Origin of the sequence: Paraburkholderia sp. J11-2 (assembly GCF_905220185.1) — a bacterium.
Lineage (GTDB): Bacteria > Pseudomonadota > Gammaproteobacteria > Burkholderiales > Burkholderiaceae > Paraburkholderia.
On the sequence record NZ_CAJMYY010000026.1, the window covers coordinates 118,371 to 137,982 of the forward strand.

17 protein-coding genes and 1 pseudogene are annotated in these 19,612 nt (G+C 65.3%); 6 read left to right on the top strand and 12 right to left on the bottom strand.

Going from position 1 to position 19,612, the window contains the following annotated elements:
* Positions 1-19 precede the first annotated feature (19 nt).
* Positions 20-1,465, top strand: coding sequence for an MFS transporter (locus U5A57_RS30915; protein WP_321915472.1), 1,446 nt, complete (start codon positions 20-22; stop codon positions 1,463-1,465).
* Positions 1,466-1,534: 69 nt separating this feature from the next.
* Here the strand turns inward: U5A57_RS30915 and U5A57_RS30920 are convergent, their stop codons facing one another.
* The 4 genes from U5A57_RS30920 to U5A57_RS30935 all read right to left on the bottom strand — a co-directional run bounded on the left by U5A57_RS30920 (position 1,535) and on the right by U5A57_RS30935 (position 5,214).
* Positions 1,535-2,440 carry a LysR family transcriptional regulator gene (locus U5A57_RS30920; protein WP_321915500.1) on the bottom strand — a complete coding sequence of 302 codons (906 nt, stop codon included), beginning with the start codon at positions 2,438-2,440 and terminating at the stop codon, positions 1,535-1,537.
* 193 nt (positions 2,441-2,633) lie between these two features.
* Positions 2,634-3,017: a VOC family protein gene (locus U5A57_RS30925; RefSeq protein ID WP_321915473.1), complete on the bottom strand. Its 384-nt coding sequence runs from the start codon at positions 3,015-3,017 to the stop codon at positions 2,634-2,636.
* Positions 3,018-3,030: 13 nt separating this feature from the next.
* A complete protein-coding gene (locus U5A57_RS30930; RefSeq protein ID WP_321915474.1) occupies positions 3,031-4,008 on the bottom strand; it encodes a hydroxymethylglutaryl-CoA lyase in 978 nt (325 codons plus the stop codon).
* Between the two features lie 15 nt (positions 4,009-4,023).
* The gene (locus U5A57_RS30935) at positions 4,024-5,214 is read right to left on the bottom strand and encodes a CoA transferase (RefSeq protein WP_321915475.1); all 1,191 of its coding nucleotides are present in this window, start codon (positions 5,212-5,214) and stop codon (positions 4,024-4,026) included.
* A 264-nt stretch (positions 5,215-5,478) separates the two neighbouring features.
* Here U5A57_RS30935 and U5A57_RS30940 point away from each other — a divergent pair, with 264 nt between their 5' ends.
* A complete protein-coding gene (locus U5A57_RS30940; protein WP_321915476.1) occupies positions 5,479-6,462 on the top strand; it encodes a D-2-hydroxyacid dehydrogenase in 984 nt (327 codons plus the stop codon).
* Between the two features lie 45 nt (positions 6,463-6,507).
* Here the strand turns inward: U5A57_RS30940 and U5A57_RS30945 are convergent, their stop codons facing one another.
* From U5A57_RS30945 to U5A57_RS30955, 3 genes are all read right to left on the bottom strand, one after another.
* Positions 6,508-6,756, bottom strand: a complete 249-nt coding sequence (locus tag U5A57_RS30945) for a hypothetical protein (RefSeq protein ID WP_321915477.1) — start codon at positions 6,754-6,756, stop codon at positions 6,508-6,510.
* 213 nt (positions 6,757-6,969) lie between these two features.
* Positions 6,970-8,298 carry an MFS transporter gene (locus tag U5A57_RS30950; protein WP_321915478.1) on the bottom strand — a complete coding sequence of 443 codons (1,329 nt, stop codon included), beginning with the start codon at positions 8,296-8,298 and terminating at the stop codon, positions 6,970-6,972.
* 91 nt (positions 8,299-8,389) lie between these two features.
* On the bottom strand, positions 8,390-10,027 hold the full coding sequence (locus U5A57_RS30955) for a gamma-glutamyltransferase family protein (RefSeq protein WP_321915479.1): 1,638 nt from the start codon (positions 10,025-10,027) through the stop codon (positions 8,390-8,392).
* 161 nt (positions 10,028-10,188) lie between these two features.
* On the opposite strand from U5A57_RS30955, the gene U5A57_RS30960 reads away from it, so the two are divergent.
* The 4 genes from U5A57_RS30960 (at position 10,189) to U5A57_RS30975 (ending at position 14,933) form a co-directional block, all read left to right on the top strand.
* Positions 10,189-11,052: a LysR substrate-binding domain-containing protein gene (locus tag U5A57_RS30960; RefSeq protein ID WP_321915480.1), complete on the top strand. Its 864-nt coding sequence runs from the start codon at positions 10,189-10,191 to the stop codon at positions 11,050-11,052.
* A 254-nt stretch (positions 11,053-11,306) separates the two neighbouring features.
* Positions 11,307-11,612, top strand: a complete 306-nt coding sequence (locus tag U5A57_RS30965) for a hypothetical protein (RefSeq protein WP_321915481.1) — start codon at positions 11,307-11,309, stop codon at positions 11,610-11,612.
* A 177-nt stretch (positions 11,613-11,789) separates the two neighbouring features.
* Positions 11,790-13,388 carry a phospholipase D family protein gene (locus U5A57_RS30970; protein WP_321915482.1) on the top strand — a complete coding sequence of 533 codons (1,599 nt, stop codon included), beginning with the start codon at positions 11,790-11,792 and terminating at the stop codon, positions 13,386-13,388.
* A 117-nt stretch (positions 13,389-13,505) separates the two neighbouring features.
* Positions 13,506-14,933: a cytosine permease gene (locus tag U5A57_RS30975; RefSeq protein WP_321915483.1), complete on the top strand. Its 1,428-nt coding sequence runs from the start codon at positions 13,506-13,508 to the stop codon at positions 14,931-14,933.
* Between the two features lie 57 nt (positions 14,934-14,990).
* On the opposite strand, the gene hutG is transcribed toward U5A57_RS30975, so the two are convergent.
* The 5 genes and pseudogenes from hutG to U5A57_RS31000 all read right to left on the bottom strand — a co-directional run.
* Positions 14,991-15,800 (bottom strand): N-formylglutamate deformylase, encoded by an 810-nt coding sequence (gene hutG, locus U5A57_RS30980; RefSeq protein WP_321915484.1) that lies wholly within the window; start codon positions 15,798-15,800, stop codon positions 14,991-14,993.
* Positions 15,801-15,843: 43 nt separating this feature from the next.
* Positions 15,844-17,262, bottom strand: a complete 1,419-nt coding sequence (locus tag U5A57_RS30985) for a formimidoylglutamate deiminase (protein WP_321915485.1) — start codon at positions 17,260-17,262, stop codon at positions 15,844-15,846.
* A 14-nt stretch (positions 17,263-17,276) separates the two neighbouring features.
* Positions 17,277-18,509, bottom strand: coding sequence for an imidazolonepropionase (hutI, locus tag U5A57_RS30990; protein ID WP_321915486.1), 1,233 nt, complete (start codon positions 18,507-18,509; stop codon positions 17,277-17,279).
* Positions 18,509-19,198 carry a HutD family protein gene (locus U5A57_RS30995; protein ID WP_321915487.1) on the bottom strand — a complete coding sequence of 230 codons (690 nt, stop codon included), beginning with the start codon at positions 19,196-19,198 and terminating at the stop codon, positions 18,509-18,511. Before U5A57_RS30995 ends, hutI begins: the two co-directional genes overlap by 1 nt.
* Positions 19,195-19,612: pseudogene (locus tag U5A57_RS31000) on the bottom strand (urocanate hydratase); the annotation flags it as partial. The pseudogene U5A57_RS31000 and the gene U5A57_RS30995, both read right to left, overlap by 4 nt.

A 19,612-nucleotide genomic window follows, 5' to 3' on the forward strand; every position in this document is an offset into this window, starting at 1 on the left:
CAAAAATTCTGGAGACAGCATGAACAGCCATCCCCTGGACCTCGGCGGCAGCGCGCCGGGCGAAGCGCCACGCCGCCCGCTAACCGCGCAAGCCCCGCTTCAAAGCCCCCAAGGCGTCACGCTCAGCAGCTTCATGGACGACATGCCCGTGGGCGCGCTGCATCGCTTCGTGGTGTGGGTGATCGGCATTGGCCTTTTCTTCGACATGTACGAGATCTTTCTCGTCAGCTCGATCGGCGCCGCGCTGCAAAACGAGTATGGGCTCGACGCGCACAGCCTCGCGTTCAAGCTCCTGCTCGCCTCGGCCTTCGTCGGCATGTTTTTCGGTTCGCTCTTTCTCGGCAGTCTCGCCGACCGCATCGGCCGGCGCCGCGCCTTCCTGTTCACGCTCGTGTGGTACAGCGCGTTCTCGCTGTTCGCCGCATTCTCCGTGAACGCCACCATGCTCGTGGCCTGCCGCTTTCTGACCGGCGTGGGCGTGGGCGCGATCTATCCCGTGGCGGACACGTTCCTCTCGGAGATTCTGCCGAAAGAAAAGCGCGGCCGGCTCGCTGCGTGGGCCTATACCACCTCGTATGTCGCAGTGCCGCTGGTCGGCTTCCTCGCGGTCTGGCTCAACCCGCTGCACCTGGGCGGCATCGCGGGATGGCGCATCATTCTCGCCATCGGCAGCCTGGGCGCCCTGTTCGTGCTGGCCGTGCAGCATCGTCTGCCCGAAAGCCCACGCTGGCTGCTGGCGCAAGGCCGCGCGGACGAAGCCTATGCGATGCTGGGCCGCTTCGCGCAAAGCGCCGGCGCGCAGATGCCCAAGCGCTTCGCCGAGCCGCAAACGCGCCAGCACCCGCTGCGCCTCTCCGAGCGCATCGCCGTGCTGCGTCGTGCGCCTTATGACAAACGGTACCTCATGCTCGTCGTGTTTCACCTGTTCCAGGCCTTCGGCTACTACGGCTTCGGCACGCTTGCAGGCGTGGTCGTGAAAAGCCGCGGCATCGACGTAACCGGCAGCACGCTGTTCGTGGCGCTCTCGTTTCTCGGCTACCCGATCGGCTCGCTGCTCTCCGTGCCGCTGCTCAACTGGATCGAGCGTCGCACACTCGTGATCGCCTCGCTCATTTCCATTGCGATTTTCGGGCTTGGCTTCGCGTATTCCGGGCAGGCTGCGTTGATCGTATGCTTCGGCGTACTGACGACCTGTGCGTCGAATGTATTCAGCAACGCCTATCACGTGTACCAAGCCGAGATTTTCCCGGCCAGCGTGCGATCGACCGCAATCGGCAGCACGTACTCGCTCTCGCGCATCATGAGCAGCGCCCTGCCGTTCATCCTGTTGCCGGTGCTTACGCAGCACGGCCCGATCGCGATGTTCGGCGTGATCTCCGCCGCGCTGGCCATCGTCGCCGTCACCCTGCGTGCGCTTGGCCCGCTCACTACGCGCCGCAGCCAGGACGAAATCAATCCGGTCTGACCGGCTGATACCTCGAGCGTTGCTCGATCATCGGGGCGGCCGCCGCGTCATGCGGGGCCGCCCCGGTTTTCATTGCACTGCGCGCGCCGACATGTAGTCGAACAGGCTCAAGATGTCCGAGCTCGGCGCGCTGTCCGCCTTCATCCCCACCCACAGCGTGCGCGTGGCCCACATGTCCGCCAGCTTGATCTTGACGACGCCGGCCTTGCCGCGCTCGTCGCTCACCGCGTCGCGCGGCAGCACGCCGATACCGAGCCCCGCTTCGATCATGCGGAACACACCGTCGAAGTTCGAAGCCTGGATGCGCAGCTTCAGCGACCGTTCGATGGCGAACGCCGCGTCCGTCATGCGCGCGAGCAGCGAGCTGCCGTCGCTCAGGCCCACGTAGTCTTCGTCGAGCGTATCGGCGAAACGGATGACGTCGAGTTCGGCAAAGCGATGGTTGCGCGGTACGAGCAGCACGAGTTCGTCCCGGCGATAGAGCCGCCGCTCGATGCCGGGCGCGGGCACGTTGTCGGCGAACACCCCGAGGTCGGCCTTGCCTGCGCCGAGCGCCTCGACGATTTCGTGGCTCAGCCGTTCTTCGAGGCTGACCTTGATGCCTGGATGCTCATTCAGGAAGCACGCGAGGTCGACGGGCAGGAACTGCACGATCGCCGACGTATTCGCCCACATGCGCACATGCCCGCGCACACCGGCGGCGTAGTCGCTCATTTCGGTGGCCATGCGATTCACCTGATCGACCACGCGCGTGGCGTGCTCGAGCAGCGCGTGGCCCGCAGGCGTGAGGTCCACACCGCGCGCGCGGCGAATGAACAAGGCGCAATCGGTCACGCTTTCAAGCTCGGCAATGCGCTTGCTGACGGCCGATAGCGTGAGCTGCCCGTGCTCGGCGGCCTTGGTGAGGCTGCCATGTTCCGCGACGAGCAGAAAGACCCGCAGCGACTGCAGATCGAAGTGAAGTGGATTGACCATGATGAATGGGACAAGGCCGCGCGAGAGACGATTGTCCTGCATCGCGGGCTCGGGAGGAAGTACGGAGCGTTGGGTGGAGAGGCGGACGTGCCGGAATGCACGTCCGCGTACCGGCCACGCGGGCCGGAGTGCTCGCCGCTGCGCCGGCGCCCCCCGGTTCAACGGCGAAAACTGGCGAAATGGCTGGGTCGGCCTAAATCAGCTCGGAGATTTCGATGAGGTTCAGGTCCGGGTCGCGCACATAAACGGAACGAATTTTCTGCGTCGCGCCTGTGCGCTCCACCGGACCTTCGACGATCGGCCAGTGCTTTTGCGCGAGATGCGCGATCACCGCGTCGAGCGGCACCGAAGCGATGAAGCACAGATCGAGCGCGCCCGGCACCGGCACATGCGCCTTCGGCTCGAATTCCGCACCGCGCACATGCAGATTGATCTTCTGGTTGCCGAAACGAAACGCAAGCCGCCCCGCACCGAAGGTTTCCAGCTGCATTTGCAACACTTCCGTATAGAAGTGCTTCGTGGCCTCGGGGTCCACGCAGGTCAGCACCAGATGGTCGAGGTGGTCGATCAACGCCATTCTTCGCTCCTTGTCATGAGAATGCCCGTTGTACGGGCATGCCTTGCGTCAGTTCGGGAACCGGATGCAGGTCGAGTCGGCGGCCGGCCTTGAGAATCTGGCTCGGCACGTCGTGGCCGATCAGGCCAGGCAACAGCGCGGCGGCGTCGAGCACGGCGGCGAGATTGACACCGGTGTCGTAACCGTCGAGTTCGAGCATGTGCACGAGTTCTTCCGTGCACACGTTGCCACTCGCACCCGGCGCGTACGGACAGCCGCCCAGGCCGCCAAGCGAGGCGTCAAAGCGCACGATGCCCGCATCGAGCGCGGCGAGCGTATTGGCAAGCGCCATGCCGCGCGTATTGTGGAAATGCAGCGTAAGCTCGAGCGCGCCAAACGCCTGCGAAGCGCGCTCGCACAGCGCACGCACCTGGGCGGGATACGCCATGCCGGTCGTATCGCACAGCGTGACGCCCTGCACGCCCAGTTCGGCGAAACGCCGCATCCAGCCGAGCACGTCTTCAACGGGCACGTCGCCTTGCATCGGGCATCCCATTGCTGTGGAGAGCGAAACATTGATCGCCACGCCCGTGCCGCGCACCGCATCGATCACGTCGCGCAGCTGCGCGAACGACTGCTCGCGCGTCATGCGCAAGTTCGTGCGATTGTGGGTCTCGCTCACCGACATCACGAGATTCACTTCATTCACGTTGCACGACAGCGCGCGCTCCGCGCCGCGCACGTTCGGCACGAGCACCGTGTAGACCACGCCCGGCACGCGCTCGATGCCGTGCATCACCGCCTCGGCGTCGCGCAGCGCGGGAATCGCCTTGGGCGACGTGAACGAGGTCACCTCGATCTTCGCGTAGCCACATGCGCTCAGGCGATTGATCAGCGCGATCTTGTCGTCGGTGTCGATGAACGCGGCTTCGTTCTGGAAGCCATCGCGTGTCGCGACTTCGTTGAGATACAGCACTTTGCCCTTGAAGCTTTCGTTATGTCCGATTCCCATCTTGCCGCTCTCCGTTCAGATCAGGCCGCGCTCGCGCCATGCTGCGCGCGTTGCGGCGTGCACGCCTATCGATTCCAGCACCGTGTCGGTATGCTCGCCGAGCTTCGGCGCGCTGCGCTCGATCGTGCCGGGTGTTGCGCACAGCTTGGGCACCACGCCCGGCACCTGCACCGATGTGCCGTCGGGCAAGGTGTCGTCCACGATCATTTCGCGCGCATGGTAATGCGGATCGGCCGCGATGTCCGCGACGTCGTAGATCCGCCCTGCCGGAATGCGCGCTTCGTTGAGCGCCGCGAGCACCTCGCCGAGCGACTGGCGCGCAGTCCACTGGCCAATCGCGGCGTCGATGCGCTCGACCTGCGCGACCCGTCCGTCGTTCTGCGCGAGCGCGGGATCGTTGCCGAGGTCCGGGCGCCCGATCAGCTCCATCAGGCGCCGATAGATGCTGTCGCCGTTGCCCGCGATCAGCGCGTACTTGCCGTCGCTGCAGCGGTAGGCGTTGCTCGGCGCGATGCCGGGCAGGCTGCTGCCGGCCGGCTGGCGCACGGCGCCGAACACCGAATACTCGGGCAACAGGCTTTCCATCATGTTGAAGACCGACTCGTAGAGCGCGACGTCCACGACCTGGCCCTTGCCGCCCTGCTGCTCGCGGTGCCGCAGCGCGAGCAGGATGCCAATCACGCCATGCAGCGCGGAAAGCGAATCGCCGATCGAGATGCCGACACGCACCGGCGTGCGCTCGGGCTCGCCACTCAGGTGGCGCAGGCCGCCCATCGCTTCCGCGACCACGCCGAAGCCGGGCCGGTCGCGATATGGTCCCGTCTGCCCATAGCCCGAGACGCGCAGCATGATGAGGCCGGGATTGATGGCGCTGAGTTCGTCCCAGCCGAGGCCCCAGCCTTCGAGCGTGCCGGGGCGGAAATTTTCGATCAGCACGTCGGTTTGCGCGACGAGACGGCGAATCACGTTCTGCCCTTCGGGCGTGCGCAGATCGAGCGTGATGGATTCCTTGTTGCGCGACTGCGCAGCCCACCAGACCGACGTGCCGTCGTGCAGCAGACGCCACTTGCGCAGCGGGTCGCCCACGCCGGGCGGCTCCACCTTGATGACGCTCGCGCCGAATTCGGCGAGCATGCGGCCGGCAAACGGACCCGCGATGAGCTGCCCGAGCTCCAGCACGCGGATTCCTTCGAGTGGTCGTGGCATGGCTGTGTCTCCTCACTGACTGCGACTGACTGTGGGAGACATGATGAACCCGACCGCACCCTTTGATAATCGATGCTTGCTCAATCTGGCTTGAGCAAATGGAAAGGCTGCGAGAGCACTGGAGGCGCCGGTCGGTTTCGCATCCTGCTCGGCATTGCTGTGAATTTCCTCATCGGAAAGTCAGCTGGCGGATCGGGCAAACCACCCTGACGCCCGGTGCGCGACAATACACGTACTGCCCCTCTTTCGCTCAGGCCGGAATCCATGCACGTCGTTTTTCTCGATCGCGCGACACTCGCGCCCCAGACGCAGCTTCGCCCGCTGCCTTTCGATCACACACTGGAAACGTTCGAGCGCACCGCGCCCGAAGAAGTCGCCGCACGCATCCGCAACGCCGACATCGTCATCACGAACAAGGCGCGCATCACTGAAGAGGCGCTGGCCGGCGCGACACGCCTGCGCATGATCGCCATCGCGGCCACGGGCACGGACAACGTCGATCTGCCTGCGTGCGCGGCGCGCGGCATCGTCGTGAGCAACGTGCGCGACTACGCCGGCAACAGCGTGCCGGAGCATACGTTCGCGCTGATATTCGCGCTGCGCCGCAGCCTGGCCGCGTATCGCGACGCCGTGCGCGCCGGCCGCTGGCTCGAATCGGGGCAGTTCTGCTTTTTCGATTATCCGATTCGCAATCTCGCAGGTTCGACGCTCGGCGTCATTGGTGACGGCGCACTCGGGCAAGCGGTCGCACAAATGGGGCGCGCGCTCGGCCTGCGCGTGCGGTTCGCCGCGCGCAAAACGCGCAACGACGCGCAAGCGGGCTATGTGCCGCTCGAAACGCTGCTAGAGGAAAGCGACATCATCACGCTGCACTGTCCGCTGACGGCGGAAACACGCGATCTGATCGACGCCACGGCGTTCGCGCGCATGAAGCGGCGGCCCTTGCTGATCAACACGGCGCGTGGGGGACTCGTGAATGAAGCGGCGCTGGTGGACGCACTGCAATCCGGCGCGATTTCAGGCGCGGGTTTCGATGTCGTGACGCAGGAACCGCTGCCTGCCGATCATCCGTTCCAGGCCATCGTCTCGCACCCGGCGTTCATCCTCACACCCCACGTTGCGTGGGCGAGCGATGAAGCCATGCAGGCGCTTGCGGATCAACTCGTCGAGAATATTGCGGCTTATTACGAAGGCAAGCCGCGCAATGGGGTCACTGCGGGGGTCACTGCGGTAGTGACCGCGCGTTGAGCGCAAGGCGCGGCAATCGCATCGGGATTGCCTGCGCCTGAAACATCAGGCCATTTCCGGCTGCTTCGCGTGCCAAAATTCATCGACGGCTTGCTTGGCCGACTGCTCGACCACGCTGAGCGCCATCAGCACATCGATCTTCAGCTTGGGAATGGCAAGCTCCACGGAAGGCAGCTTCGCCGTTTCCACTTGTGCATCGACACCTTCCATAACCGCGCGGCACAGCCATTGCGTGTCCGTCGCGTCTGCTTTCGCATCGACAGTGACTCGAAAGCCACGATACTCGACTGCCATATACTTCTCCCAAAACCTGACAAAACGTAATGCTCGCCCCGCCGGACGGCGGCGGTAAGGGGGCGACTATATCACCTCTTTCGTGATGCTTCAGCGAGGTCCGCAGGAAGTCATGAAGCATTCACAAAAAAAACCGCGCCCGCATTCACGCCCTGTTTTAAAGGGCAATTCTGCGGGCGCACCAGCAATCGGGTCAGTTCGGAGTTCTGTGCATCAGCTCGCGAGCGTGGCTCGCATCGAAGCCTGCCGCATTGTGCGCCAACCCACGATCGCGAGCGAAACACCCGAGATCACGGCGGCGACCGAAACGTAATACGCGGGCGCGAGCGTATCGCCCGTTACGTGAATCAGCACTTCGGCAATCGTCGGCGCGAAGCCGCCAAAGAGCGTCACACCAACGCTATACGCGATGGAAAGCCCCGCCGAGCGCACGCGCACGGGAAAGATTTCCGACATCAACGCGGGCATCGGGCCCGAATAGGCTGCCTTGAAGATCCCCGCCGCGCCCTGGAGCACGAGCAGCCAGCCAAGCGTGGGGTGGCGCTGCAAGAGCGCGAACATCGGATAGGTGAGCGAAGCAAGCAGGATCGACGTGGTCAGCATGATGCGAATGCGCCCGATGCGGTCCGAGAGCGCACCCATGACCGGCGAGAGCACGAACTGCAGGCCGCCATTGAGCACGACCACGCCGAACGACGTCGCCGCCGCCATATGGAGCTGCTTCACCGCGTACATCGGCATGTAGAGCTGGAGGATATACACGCCGACGGTGGACTGCGCAACGATGCCCACCGCAAGCAGCAGGTTCACCCATTGGCGGCCGAGCCCCGGCTCCTTCGTTGCGTGCGCATCTTGTGTGCTCTGCGCCTGCTGGTTCGCGAGGAATTCGGGCGTCTCGTCCAGATGCGAGCGGATATACCAGCCCACAGGCCCGAGCACGAGCCCGAAGAAGAACGGCACGCGCCAGCCCCACGCCTGCAGTTGCTCGGGCGGCAGCCACCATGCGAGCACGCCGCCGAACGACGCCGCGAGAATCGCCGCCGCGCCCTGGCTCGCGAACTGCCAGCTCGCGTAGTAGCCGCGCTTTGCGGCGCTGTGCTCGACCATGAACGCCGTCGCGCTGCCGAATTCGCCGCCCACCGCGAAGCCCTGCACGAGTCGCGCAAGCAGGATCAGAAGCGGCGCCGCGATACCAATCGACGCATACGGCGGCATGACCGCCATGGCGAGCGTGCCGGCCATCATGAGCGCGATGGCAAGCGTGAGCGCCGCCTTGCGCCCCTTGCGGTCGCCGTAGATGCCCAGCACGATCGCGCCGAGCGGGCGCATGAGGAAGGAAATGCCGAAGGTGCCGACCGCGAGCAGCGTGGAGAGCCATTCGTCGTGCACGGGAAAGAACTGCTTCGCGATCATGGGCGCGAAGTAGCCGTACACGAGAAAGTCGAACCACTCCAGCGCATTGCCGATCGACGAGGAGAACACGATGCGGCGCACCATGCCGCGGCTGAGCGGCGCTCTCGAAACCGCTGAACCGGTCTCCATGTCAGTCTCCTCCATTTTTATTTGGTCTACTCATTGTTGGCCGTGAACCGCGAGCGAGGCATTCCCGCTCGCGGCACACGTTGCGCGCCGCTTAAAAGCCCGCTGCTAGCCCGTCGCGACGTGTATCGCTCGCGGCCACATAGCCGCGCTCGGGGTCGTTGCGATCGAGCTTCCAGATGAACTGGCCCGAGCCGAAGTCCATGTACGGATCGTCGATGCCCTTGATCTCGTGGCCGAGCCCTTGCAGTGCGCGCGCCGTTTGCGGGTTGAAGGTCGATTCGATATCGAGCGTGAAGTCGCGGTTGACCTTCCAGCGCGGCGCGTCGCACGCGGCCTGCGGCTGCTGGCCGTAGTCGAGCATGCGCACGACCGACTGCAAATGCCCTTGCGGCTGCATGTCGCCGCCCATCACGCCGAAGCTCATGACCGCCTCCTGGCGGCCATCCACCTGCTGCGTGAGGAACGCCGGAATGATGGTGTGAAACGGGCGCTTGCCGCCTTCGACGACGTTCGGCGAGACCGGGTCCATCGAAAAGCCGCAGCCGCGGTTCTGCAGCGCGATACCCGTGCCCGGCACGACCACGCCCGAACCGAAGCCCATGTAGTTCGACTGGATGAAGCTCACCATCATGCCGTGCTCGTCCACGGCGGAGAGATAGATCGTGCCGCCCGAGCGCGGCATGCCGAAGTCGAACTGCGTTGCGCGCTTCGGGTCGATCAGCTTCGCACGCTCCTTGAGGTAGGCGTCGTCGAGCATCTGCTCGGGCGTGACTTCCATCGAACGCGGATCGGCAACATAGCGATAGACATCGGCGAACGCGAGCTTCATGGCCTCGATCTGCAGATGCTGCGATTCGAGGCTGTCGAGCGCGAGCGAGCCCATGTCGAACTGCTCGAGAATGCCAAGCGCGATGAGCGCGGCAATGCCCTGCCCGTTCGGCGGTATCTCGTGCACGGTGTAGCCGCGATAATTCTTGCCGATCGGCTCGACCCATTCCGGACGATAGTTGCGCAGGTCGTCGAGCGTGAGCGCCGCGCCGCCTTCGCGCGCGAACGCGGCGATGCGCTCGGCGAGTTCACCTTCGTAGTAGTCGCGCGGGCCGTGTTTCGCGAGGCGCCGCAGTGTGGCGGCATGGCCGGGGAAGCACACGCGCTCGCTCACTTCAGGCGCGCGACCGTGCGGCATGAAGGTCTCGGCGAAGCCCGGCTGATTGTGCAACTCGGGAATCGCCGCCTGCCATTTGCGCGTGACGATGGTCGCCACCGCATGGCCGCGCTCTGCGATCTCGATGGCCGGCTCCATGAGGTCCGCGAACGGCAGCTTGCCGAACTTCGTATGCAGCGCTTCCCAGCCCGCGATCACGCCCGGCACGGTCACCGTGTCCCAGCCGCGCTTGGGCTGCTTCGCGAGGCCGTTCTCCTCGCCGTACTTGCGGCGGAAATAATCGACGCTCCACGCCGCCGGCGCATTGCCCGACGCATTCAGGCCGTGCAGCTTCGCGCCGTCCCAGACGAGCGCGAAGCAGTCGCTGCCAAGGCCATTCGATACCGGCTCGACCACGGTAATGGCGGCTGCGGCGGCGATCGCCGCGTCGACGGCATTCCCGCCCTTCCAGAGCATGCGCAGTCCGGCCTGCGCGGCGAGCGGATGCGAGGTGGAAACGATATTGCGGGCGAACACCGGCAGGCGCGGCGTCGGATAGGGGTTTTGCCAGTTGAAGCGCGTCATGGAAGTTCGAATTCCGGTAATGAACTGATGAACGATAGCGGCGGCCGCGCACCGCCGCATTCAGTTGCGGCGCGCACGGCTCGAGCTGATCTATCGATTATCTTGAAGGATCTGGCAAAAAAATATTAATATTTTATTCTCGTTACTTAAGTTTTATTTACATGCTCACCCTACGCATGCTGCGCACTCTGCAGGCGGTCGCGCGCAGCGGGTCGTTCGCCACGGCCGCCGAGAAAACCGCGCTCACGCAGGCGGCCGTGAGTCTGCAGATGCGTGGACTCGAGGAAGCGCTCGGCCGTCAGATCTTCGACCGCCGCGCGCGCCAGGTCGCCCTCACGCGCGAAGGCCGCGAGATCTGCGCGAAGGTCGAGCACATTCTCGCGTTGATCGACGAGTTGCCCGCCAGTGCCGGCGACACCATGCGAGGCTCGATCATCATCGGCGCGGTGGTCTCGGTGATCGGCGCGCTCTCGCTGGCCGTCGCGCATCTGAAAACCGGCCACCCGGAGCTCGAAGTGCGCCTCACCTCGGCGCGTTCGAACGAACTGGCGCGCATGGTCGAAGACGGCGACGTGGACCTCGCCGTCGTGGTCGGCAGTGCCGATGGCTCGCTGCACGAGTCGCTCGCGTGGTCGCCGCTCTACGAAGAACCGCTGATGCTCGTCACGAGCCGCGCGACCCCCGGCGACGATGCGCGCCGCATCCTGCGCGAGCGCAGCTTCCTGCGCTTCGACCGGCGCGTGCCGACGGGCGTCGTGATCGACCACGCGCTGACCGAGTTGGGTATCGAACCGCTTGAATATCTGGAGCTGAACTCGATCGAAACGATCGTCTCGCTGGTGCGCAACGACGTGGGCGTGAGCGTGCTGCCCGTTCTGCAAGGCGGCAAATGGCGCAGCGATCCAAATTTGCGGCTCGTGCCTCTACCCTGCCGGCCGTTCCTCCGCACGGTGGGCATGATTCACCGGAAAGCGCACAAGCAGACGTTGCTCACACAAACGATTGCAGACATGCTGCGTCGGTGACAGAACGCGTTGCTGCGACCATCTGTCATGCACATTCCTCAGTGGCCTATGAACAGGCGCGTCGCGGGCGCACAACCATGTCGTTAGAGCCGCGCCTGGGTTGACCCGACTCAACCCGAAAGTAAAATGAAAGCTCTGAAAAACAAGAGCAGTCGAGGCTACCCGCCTCTCATCGCTCGACAGGCCCCGCTCTCGCTCTTACCGGAGCATGAGAATTAGTTAGTCATCCAAACTTACTTGCCGGAGAAAAACGTATGAAAGTCAGAACTCGCACCGTTGCCGTCGTCGCCATCGTGATCAGCGCCCTGTTTGCGGGCCAGGTGTTCGCACAAACCGCCGCACCGGCAGGCAACGAAGGCCCGTCCCCCGCCACGGTGACGCACAGCGACCCGATCGTTCAGAAGCGCATGGAAGTTCGCGAAGCCAACCGGCAACAGCGCGCCCGGACCGCGGAAGCGCGGCAGACCTTCAAGCAGGAAGCGCGCGACGCACGAACCGAGCGCAACCAGTCGGCACAAGACTCGCGCGCCCGCGCCCAAGCCGCGCTCGACGCGCATTAAGGACACTTAGCGCACCAGGCACACTAAGCGCGTCTCCCAACGCGTTCGCCCCGAAGCTGGACGCCTGGCGTGGTGCCTGCCACGCCAATCGCGTAAGCTAACGTCGTTGCACGCCCACTCGCGAAGCCCCGCGCTTCGCGCCTCGAAGCGGGATCGACACGGAAAAGCGAACGCTCCATGCAAAGATCGCTCATCGCGCTGACTGCAAACGGGTTGCCGAAACTGAGCGCCACGACGCTGCGGCTATGCGCCATCGCGCTTGCCACCTGTCTTGCCGCGTGTCAGGAATTGCCGCCGCTCGGCGAGCGCACGCAAACCACGGCGCTCACGGCAGAGCAAGCGCGATCGACTCAACTTGGCGCGGCCGTAGCGTCCGAACTCGCGACCCACCCCGACTTCACCGGCATCGACGCGCTCCAGAATCCGCTCGACGCCTTCGCCTCGCGCGTGGCGCTCGTGCGCGCCGCCCAGCGTACGCTGGACGTCCAGTACTACATCTGGCGCGACGATCTCACCGGCACGCTGCTGCTCGAAGAACTGCGCGAGGCTGCCGACCGGGGCGTGCGCGTGCGCCTGCTGCTCGACGACAACGGCATTCCGTCCTCGCTGGACCCCACGCTCGCCGCACTGAACGTGCATCCCAACATCGAGGTGCGCCTTTTCAATCCGTTCGTCACGCGCAGGCCCAAATACATCGGCTTTGTCACCGACTTCTCGCGCCTGAACCGGCGCATGCATAACAAGTCGCTCACGGCGGACGGCGTGGCGACCATTCTGGGCGGACGCAATGTCGGCGACGAATATTACGGCGCGACCGACGGCGTAGTGTTCGCCGATCTCGACGTGCTGGCCATCGGCCCTGCCGCCACCGATGTCGCGCACGACTTCGACCGTTACTGGGCCAGCGCCTCGTCATACCCCGCGTCGCAAATCCTGCCGTACACGGCGCCCGATGCGCTCGACACGCTCGATCGCGCAGCGCTAGCCGCGCGCACGGATCCTGACGCCGCGGAATACATCGAATCGCTGCGCAAGACCACCGACGTACGCCGTCTGCTGGACGGCACGCTGCCGCTCGAATGGGCGAAGACGCAACTGGTCAGCGACGACCCGGCGAAAGCGCTAGGCACGGCGCCCAAAGACACGCTGATCCTCAGCCAACTGCATGAGATCGTGGGCGATCCGCACCGTGAACTCGATCTGGTGTCGCCGTACTTCGTGCCGGGCAAGGTGGGCACGGAATACTTCACCCAGCTTGCCGCCCAGGGCGTGACCGTGCGCGTGCTGACGAACTCGCTGGAAGCCACCGACGTTTCCGCCGTTCATTCCGGCTATGCGCGGCGCCGCGTGGCGCTGCTCGAAGGCGGCGTGGAGCTGTTCGAGCTGCGGAGCGCGGCCGGCAAAGAGAAGGGCAAAGGCGCTGGCAGCGGTCCGTTTGGCAGCTCGGGCTCGAGCCTGCACGCCAAAACCTTCGCCGTGGATGCGGAGCGCGTATTCGTCGGCTCAGTGAATTTCGACCCGCGTTCGGCCAATCTCAATACCGAACTCGGGCTCGTGATCGACAGCCCCGTGCTCGCCACCCAGATCGAAAAAGCGTTCTGGACGCGCGTGCCGCAGCTCGCCTGGCAGGCGCATCTGGACGAAAACGGCAAGCTCTACTGGACACGCCTTGACGGCGATACGGTCGTTCGCTACGACACCGAGCCGAACACCAGCTGGAACCAGCGCATGAGCGTCTGGTTCTTCTCCATCCTGCCTATCGAGTGGCTGCTATAGGCCACAGCGAGCCACGACAGGCGAGCATTGGCATCGAAAGGGTTATCCCCTATTTCACCGAAGTTGTCTATTCAACATGATGCGGACATCCCCCCTCATCCGGAGCCGTCCGTGGCCATGCCTGAATCCGTCGCCAGTCTCGAATCCGATGGCCGCAAGTTGCTGGAAACGCGCTCGATCGACTACATCCCCGAAGCTGAGCGTCATGGCAGCCTGTTCAGCCAGTTCACGCTCTGGCTTTCCGCGAACCTCCAGGTCACGGCGATCATTACCGGTGCGTTGGCCGTCGTGCTCGGCGGCGATGTTTTCTGGTCGCTCGTCGCGCTATTGATTGGACAACTCGTTGGCGGCGCGGTCATGGCGCTGCACGGCGCGCAGGGCCCGCAGCTCGGCCTGCCGCAGATGATCTCGAGCCGCGTGCAATTCGGCGTCTACGGCGCGGCCATTCCGATCGTGCTGGTTTGCATCATGTACGTCGGCTTTTCCGCGAGCGGCACGGTGCTCGCCGGCCAGGCCACCGCACAACTGCTCAACGTTTCCGATACGGCGGGCATTTGCCTGTTCGCGGCGCTCATCGTCGTGCTGACGCTGCTCGGCTATCGCTCGATTCACTTCGTTGGCCGCATTGCCAGCGTGATCGGCGTGCTCGCGTTCATGTTCATGTTTGCGCAGCTCTTCGCGCACCATGACGTCGGCGCGCTGCTGGCCAACCGCCATTTCTCGATTGCGAGCTTCCTGCTTTCCATGTCGCTTTCGGCTTCATGGCAGATCGCATTCGGCCCCTACGTTGCCGATTATTCGCGCTACTTGCCGCGCTCGACTTCGCCCGCGCGCACGTTCCTCGCGGTCGGGCTCGGCTCGGTAATCGGCGCGCAGGCCGCGATGGTGTTCGGTGTGTTCGCCGCCGCGCTCGCGGGCCACGCGTTCGCGCATCACGAAGTGGCCTATATCGTCGGCCTTGGCGCGAGCGGCGCGGTGGCCGCGATGCTCTACTTCAGCATCGCCTTCGGCAAGCTCACCGTCACCACGCTCAACGCGTATGGCAGCTTCATGTCGATGGCGACGATCGTGAGCGCCTTTCGCGCGAAACGCGCGATCTCCACGCGCCACCGTTTCGTCTACATCGTCGGCATGGTCGGCATCTCGACGCTCGTCGCGCTCGCGGGGCGCCACTCGTTTCTCAAGGAGTTCACGGCGTTTATTCTGTTTCTGCTCGCGTTCTTCACGCCGTGGAGCGCGATCAATCTCGTGGACTTTTACTGCTTCACGCGCTCGCGCTACGACGTGCCGGCGCTCTCGAACCCCGACGGCCGTTATGGCCGTTGGAATACCAAGGCCATTGGCATCTACGTGCTCGGCGTGCTCGTGCAATTGCCGTTCATCTCGACGAGCTTCTATACGGGGCCCTTCGTCGATGCACTCGGCGGCACGGACATCTCGTGGATTCTCGGCCTGATCGTGCCGGGCGCGCTCTATTACGCCGCCATGCGCCTTACGCCGGCGGTCATTCCCGAACGCCTGATCCTGCCGGTCGAGCAGGAATAAGGCCAGCGGCGCGAAGCACCGCTTTCCCTCATCGAGCCAGATACGCTGCGGCCAACTTCAGGCCGCAGCTTTGTTCATCGCCTGGATGGCCTCCAGCGCGCCGCCCACCATTTCGCGCAGCACGGGCTGGACTTTCTCCGCAAGCGCGGGAACATAGTCGAACGGCGCCGCTTCGTTCATGTAAACGGACTGGCACATCTCCAGCTGAATCGCATGCACGCCGTCCTGCGGCGCGCCGAAATGGCGCGTGATGTAGCCGCCCTTGAAGCGTCCGTTCGCAATCCATGTATAGCTGCTTGCCGCCGCCGCGCGTTCCGCGCGCGCCTGCACCGCGGCGTTCACCGTGCGTCCATCCTGAGTGCCGATGTTCAGGTCGGGCAACTTGTTGTCGAACAGACGCGGCAGCACGCTCGCAATCGAATGCGCCTCCCACAGCAGCACATTCGCGTGCGCTGCGCGCAGGCGCTTGAGTTCGGCGGCGAGCGTGTCGTGATACGGCTGCCAGAATGTCTGCACGCGACGCTGGCGTTCCGGCGCGTCCGGCACACAGCCGTCGCGATAGAGGGGCTCGCCGCGAAACGTTTCGGTTGGGCACAGCGACGTGGTGGTCTGGCCGGGATAGAGGCTCTCGTCGTTCGGCGGCCGGTTCAGATCGATCACATAGCGCGAAACGCGTGCGCCGAGCACGGTCGCGCCCAGCTCCTTCGCAAAGGCGTAAAGGCGATCGAGATGCCAGTCCGTATCGGCAACGGTCAGCGCCACGTCCGTGTACTGGCCGTGCATCGCGGCGGGAATGTGCGTGCCCAGATGAGGGATCGAAATGATGAGCGGCGCCGTGCCGCGTTCCAGCGAAAAGATATCAGTCATCGAAAGTAGTCTCGTGAATGGCGGGTGCGTTTAACCCCCGCGTTCAACCCTCGGCCAGCAGCCTGGCGAGCGCCGCGCGATAGTCGGCATAAAGGCGCGCTTCGTCGCGATGGCGGCGCGCCTCCACGACCTTCACGCCGCCCGCGTAGACGTCGAGCACCGGCGTTTCGCCATGCTCGCAGAAGACGACCGACGAGAGCCACGTGAGCGGCTTCTGCCCGGCAAGATTCGGATGCTCGGCGTCGAGCACGATCCAGTCGGCACGCGCGCCTTCCTTCAAGGCACCGACCTTGCGCCCGGTCGCCTGCGCGCCGCCAGCGAGCGCGCCTTCGAAGAGCCGGTCCGCCACCTGCGCCTGATGCGGCGCAGCCAGCACGTTGCGCTCGCGCCGTGCGAGCCGCTGACCGTATTCGAGCAGGCGAAGCTCCGCGCGCCAGTCCACGCCGATATGGCTGTCCGAGCCCACGCCGAACGCGCCGCCGGCGTCGAGATACTCGCGCGCGGGGAACATGCCGTCACCGAGATTCGCTTCGGTCGTGAGACACAGGCCCGCAATCGCGCCGCTCTGCGCGAGCGCGGCGGTCTCACGCGCATCGACATGGGTCGCGTGAACGAGGCACCAGCGCGCGCTCAGATCGAAACGGTCGAGCAGCCACTGCACCGGCCGCGCGCTCTCGCTCGCGAGGCAAGCCTCGACTTCGGCCGTTTGCTCGGCAATGTGAATATGCACCGGCGCGCCCGGAAGCATGCGGTCGAGACCTTCCAGCAGCGCGCGCAACGAGTCGTGCGAAACGGCACGCAGCGAATGCGGCGCAACGCCGTAGCGCAGTGCGCCATGCTCGGGCCGCCATTCGCGCAGCGACTCGACGATGCCAAGCAACTGTTCCGGTGTGTTGATGAAGCGGCGCTGATCGTCGCGCGGCGCCTGCGCGCCAAAGCCGCTGTACTGATAGAGCACGGGCAGCATCGTCATGCCGATGCCGGTGACGTCCGCCGCATCCACCACACGTTGCGCCAGTTCGGCGGGGCTCGCATAGCGCTGGCCATCCTTGCCGTGATGCACGTAGTGGAATTCGCAAACCGACGTGTAACCCGCCTTCAGCATCTCGACATAGAGCCAGCGCGCGATCGCGCCGAGATCGTCCGGCGTGATGCGCGCGGCGAAGCGGTACATGAGGTCGCGCCAGCTCCAGAAGCTGTCGGTAGGATTCGCGCGATATTCGGTGAGACCCGCCATGGCGCGCTGAAACGCATGCGAATGAAGGTTAGGCATGCCAGGCGCAAGCGGACCTGCCGCGCGGGCAACGCCTTGAGGCGCCTGCGCCAGGTCGGGGGTCACGCTGCGCAGCGTGCCCGCCGCGTCCCATTCGAGCAGCACGTTGCGGCGCCAGCCGTCGGGCAAGTACGCGTGCTCGGCAAAGAGCGCGCGCGAAGTCGGATTCGTTTCGATGGTGTGATTCATGCGTGAAATAGCGCTCAAACGCGACGCTCGAATGCGCGACGCTCAAAAACGGTCTCGCCGCCGCGCACCACACGTGCGCAGAGCGGACGCCCGATCCAGTAGGCCAGTTCAGCAAGCGACTGCACCGTCCATACGGCGAAGTCTGCGGGACGGCCGGCCGCGAGCGTGCCATGACGCCCGGCGTCGCCGAAAGCCTGCGCGGCATGCCGCGTCACGCCCTGCAACACCTCGGGCACGGTCATGCGGAACAGCGTGGTCGCCATGTTCATCATGAGCAGCAGCGAGGTCGTGGGCGACGTGCCGGGATTGCTGTCGGTGGAAATGGCGATCGGCACCTCGTTGCGCCGCAGCAAGTCGAGCGGCGGAAGTTGCGTTTCGCGGATGAAGTAGTACGCGCCCGGCAGCAGCACCGCCACCGTGCCCGCTTCTTTCATGGCGGCGACGCCCGCTTCGTCGAGAAACTCCAGATGGTCGGCCGACAATGCACCGTGACGTGCGGCGAGCGCCGCGCCGCCGCTATTGGAAAGCTGCTCGGCGTGCATCTTGACCGCGAGCTTGCGCCGCGCGGCCGCCTCGAACACGCGCTCACTCTGCGCGAGCGAAAAGCCGATTCGTTCGCAGAACACATCGACGGCGTCGACGAGCCCCTCGTCGGCGAGCGCCGGGAGCATGCGCTCGCACACTTCGTCGATATAGTCGTCGGCGCGGCCCGCGAACTCGGGCGGCAACGCGTGCGCGCCGAGAAAGGTCGTGCGCACCGTGACCGGGTAGCGCTCGCCAAGCTGACGCGCAACGCGCAGCATCTTGCGCTCGCTTGCCAGATCGAGGCCATAGCCCGACTTGATTTCGACAGCCGTGACGCCTTCGGCGAGCAACGCTTCGAGGCGCGCCGCCGACTGCGCGAACAGCGTGGCTTCGTCGGCCGCGCGCGTGGCGCGCACCGTCGAGACGATGCCGCCGCCCTGGCGCGCGATTTCTTCGTAGCTCACGCCCGCGAGGCGCTGCGCGAATTCATCGGCGCGCTGACCGCCGTAGACGAGGTGCGTGTGGCAATCCACGAGACCGGGCGTGACCCAGGCGCCGCCCAGGTCCTCGCGCGGCCACTCGGCGAACTGCGCGGGCAAGTCGGCAGCGGCGCCGAGCCACGCGATCTTGCCGTCTTCCACCGCAATCGCCGCGTGCTCGATAGTGTGGCCCGGGTCGCCATGCGGGCACAGGTTGAGGTTTTGCCAGAGAGTGCGTTTCATCAGGTGTGCACAGCATCGCGCGATGCCGTTTCCGTAGTGTCTTGCTGTGGCGCGTTCAGCACGTCGAGCGCCACGGCGAGCAAGGCGCCCGCGCCGCGCGTTTCGATGTGCAAGGGGCATTGCGCGTCGAGCGTATCGATGCGCAGCGTGTCGCCCGCTTCGAGGCGCACGCGGCGTTCCGCGTCCACGCGCACGTCCTGCCCGCCTTGCGCGCAGTACAGCAATACCGTTTGCGCATGCATGCTGCGCGGCCCGTTTTCGCGCCACACTTCGAGCGTGCCGCGCGCCGCACCACGGCGCACCATCAGGTTGAAGTCGCGCGTGGCGCCGCTCACGAGGCGCGCATCGATCGCGGCTTCCCCCGCGAAACGCGCAACGTCCAGAGGCTGCGTGAGCGCATGCGTGCAGCCCGCTTCATCGAGCAGCATGCCCGCGCCTTCGAGCAGCACCAGCGTACGATCGACGCCCTCGAAACGCGAGAACGGTCCCGCCTGCGCGACATCGGCCACGCTCACGCGCCACGCGAACGTGTCGAGCGACGTGCCAGCGTGCGAGGCCACATGCGCCACCGCGATTTCGCGCGTGACGCCGCCGCCGTTCTTCCACGGCGACGCCACGAGCGCCGCGCCACGCAGCAGCGTGAGCCTCGCCGCCTGCACCGCGCCGCCTGCCATTTTATGGCCGCTCATCGGCCGAGCATCGGCAGCTTGAGGCCTGCCTCGCGCGCGGTCTGCTGCGCGAGTTCGTAGCCGGCGTCCGCGTGGCGCATCACGCCCGTGGCCGGGTCGTTGTGCAGCACGCGGCCAAGCCGCTCGTGGGCCGCCTGCGTGCCGTCCGCCACGATCACCACGCCCGAGTGCTGCGAGAAGCCCATGCCCACGCCGCCGCCGTGGTGCAGCGACACCCACGACGCGCCGCCCGCCGTGTTCAGCAAGGCGTTGAGCAGCGGCCAGTCGCTCACGGCGTCCGAGCCGTCCTTCATCGATTCCGTTTCGCGGTTCGGACTCGCCACCGAGCCGGTATCGAGGTGGTCACGGCCGATCACGATCGGCGCCTTCAGTTCGCCGTTCTTGACCATCTCGTTGAACGCCTGGCCCAGACGG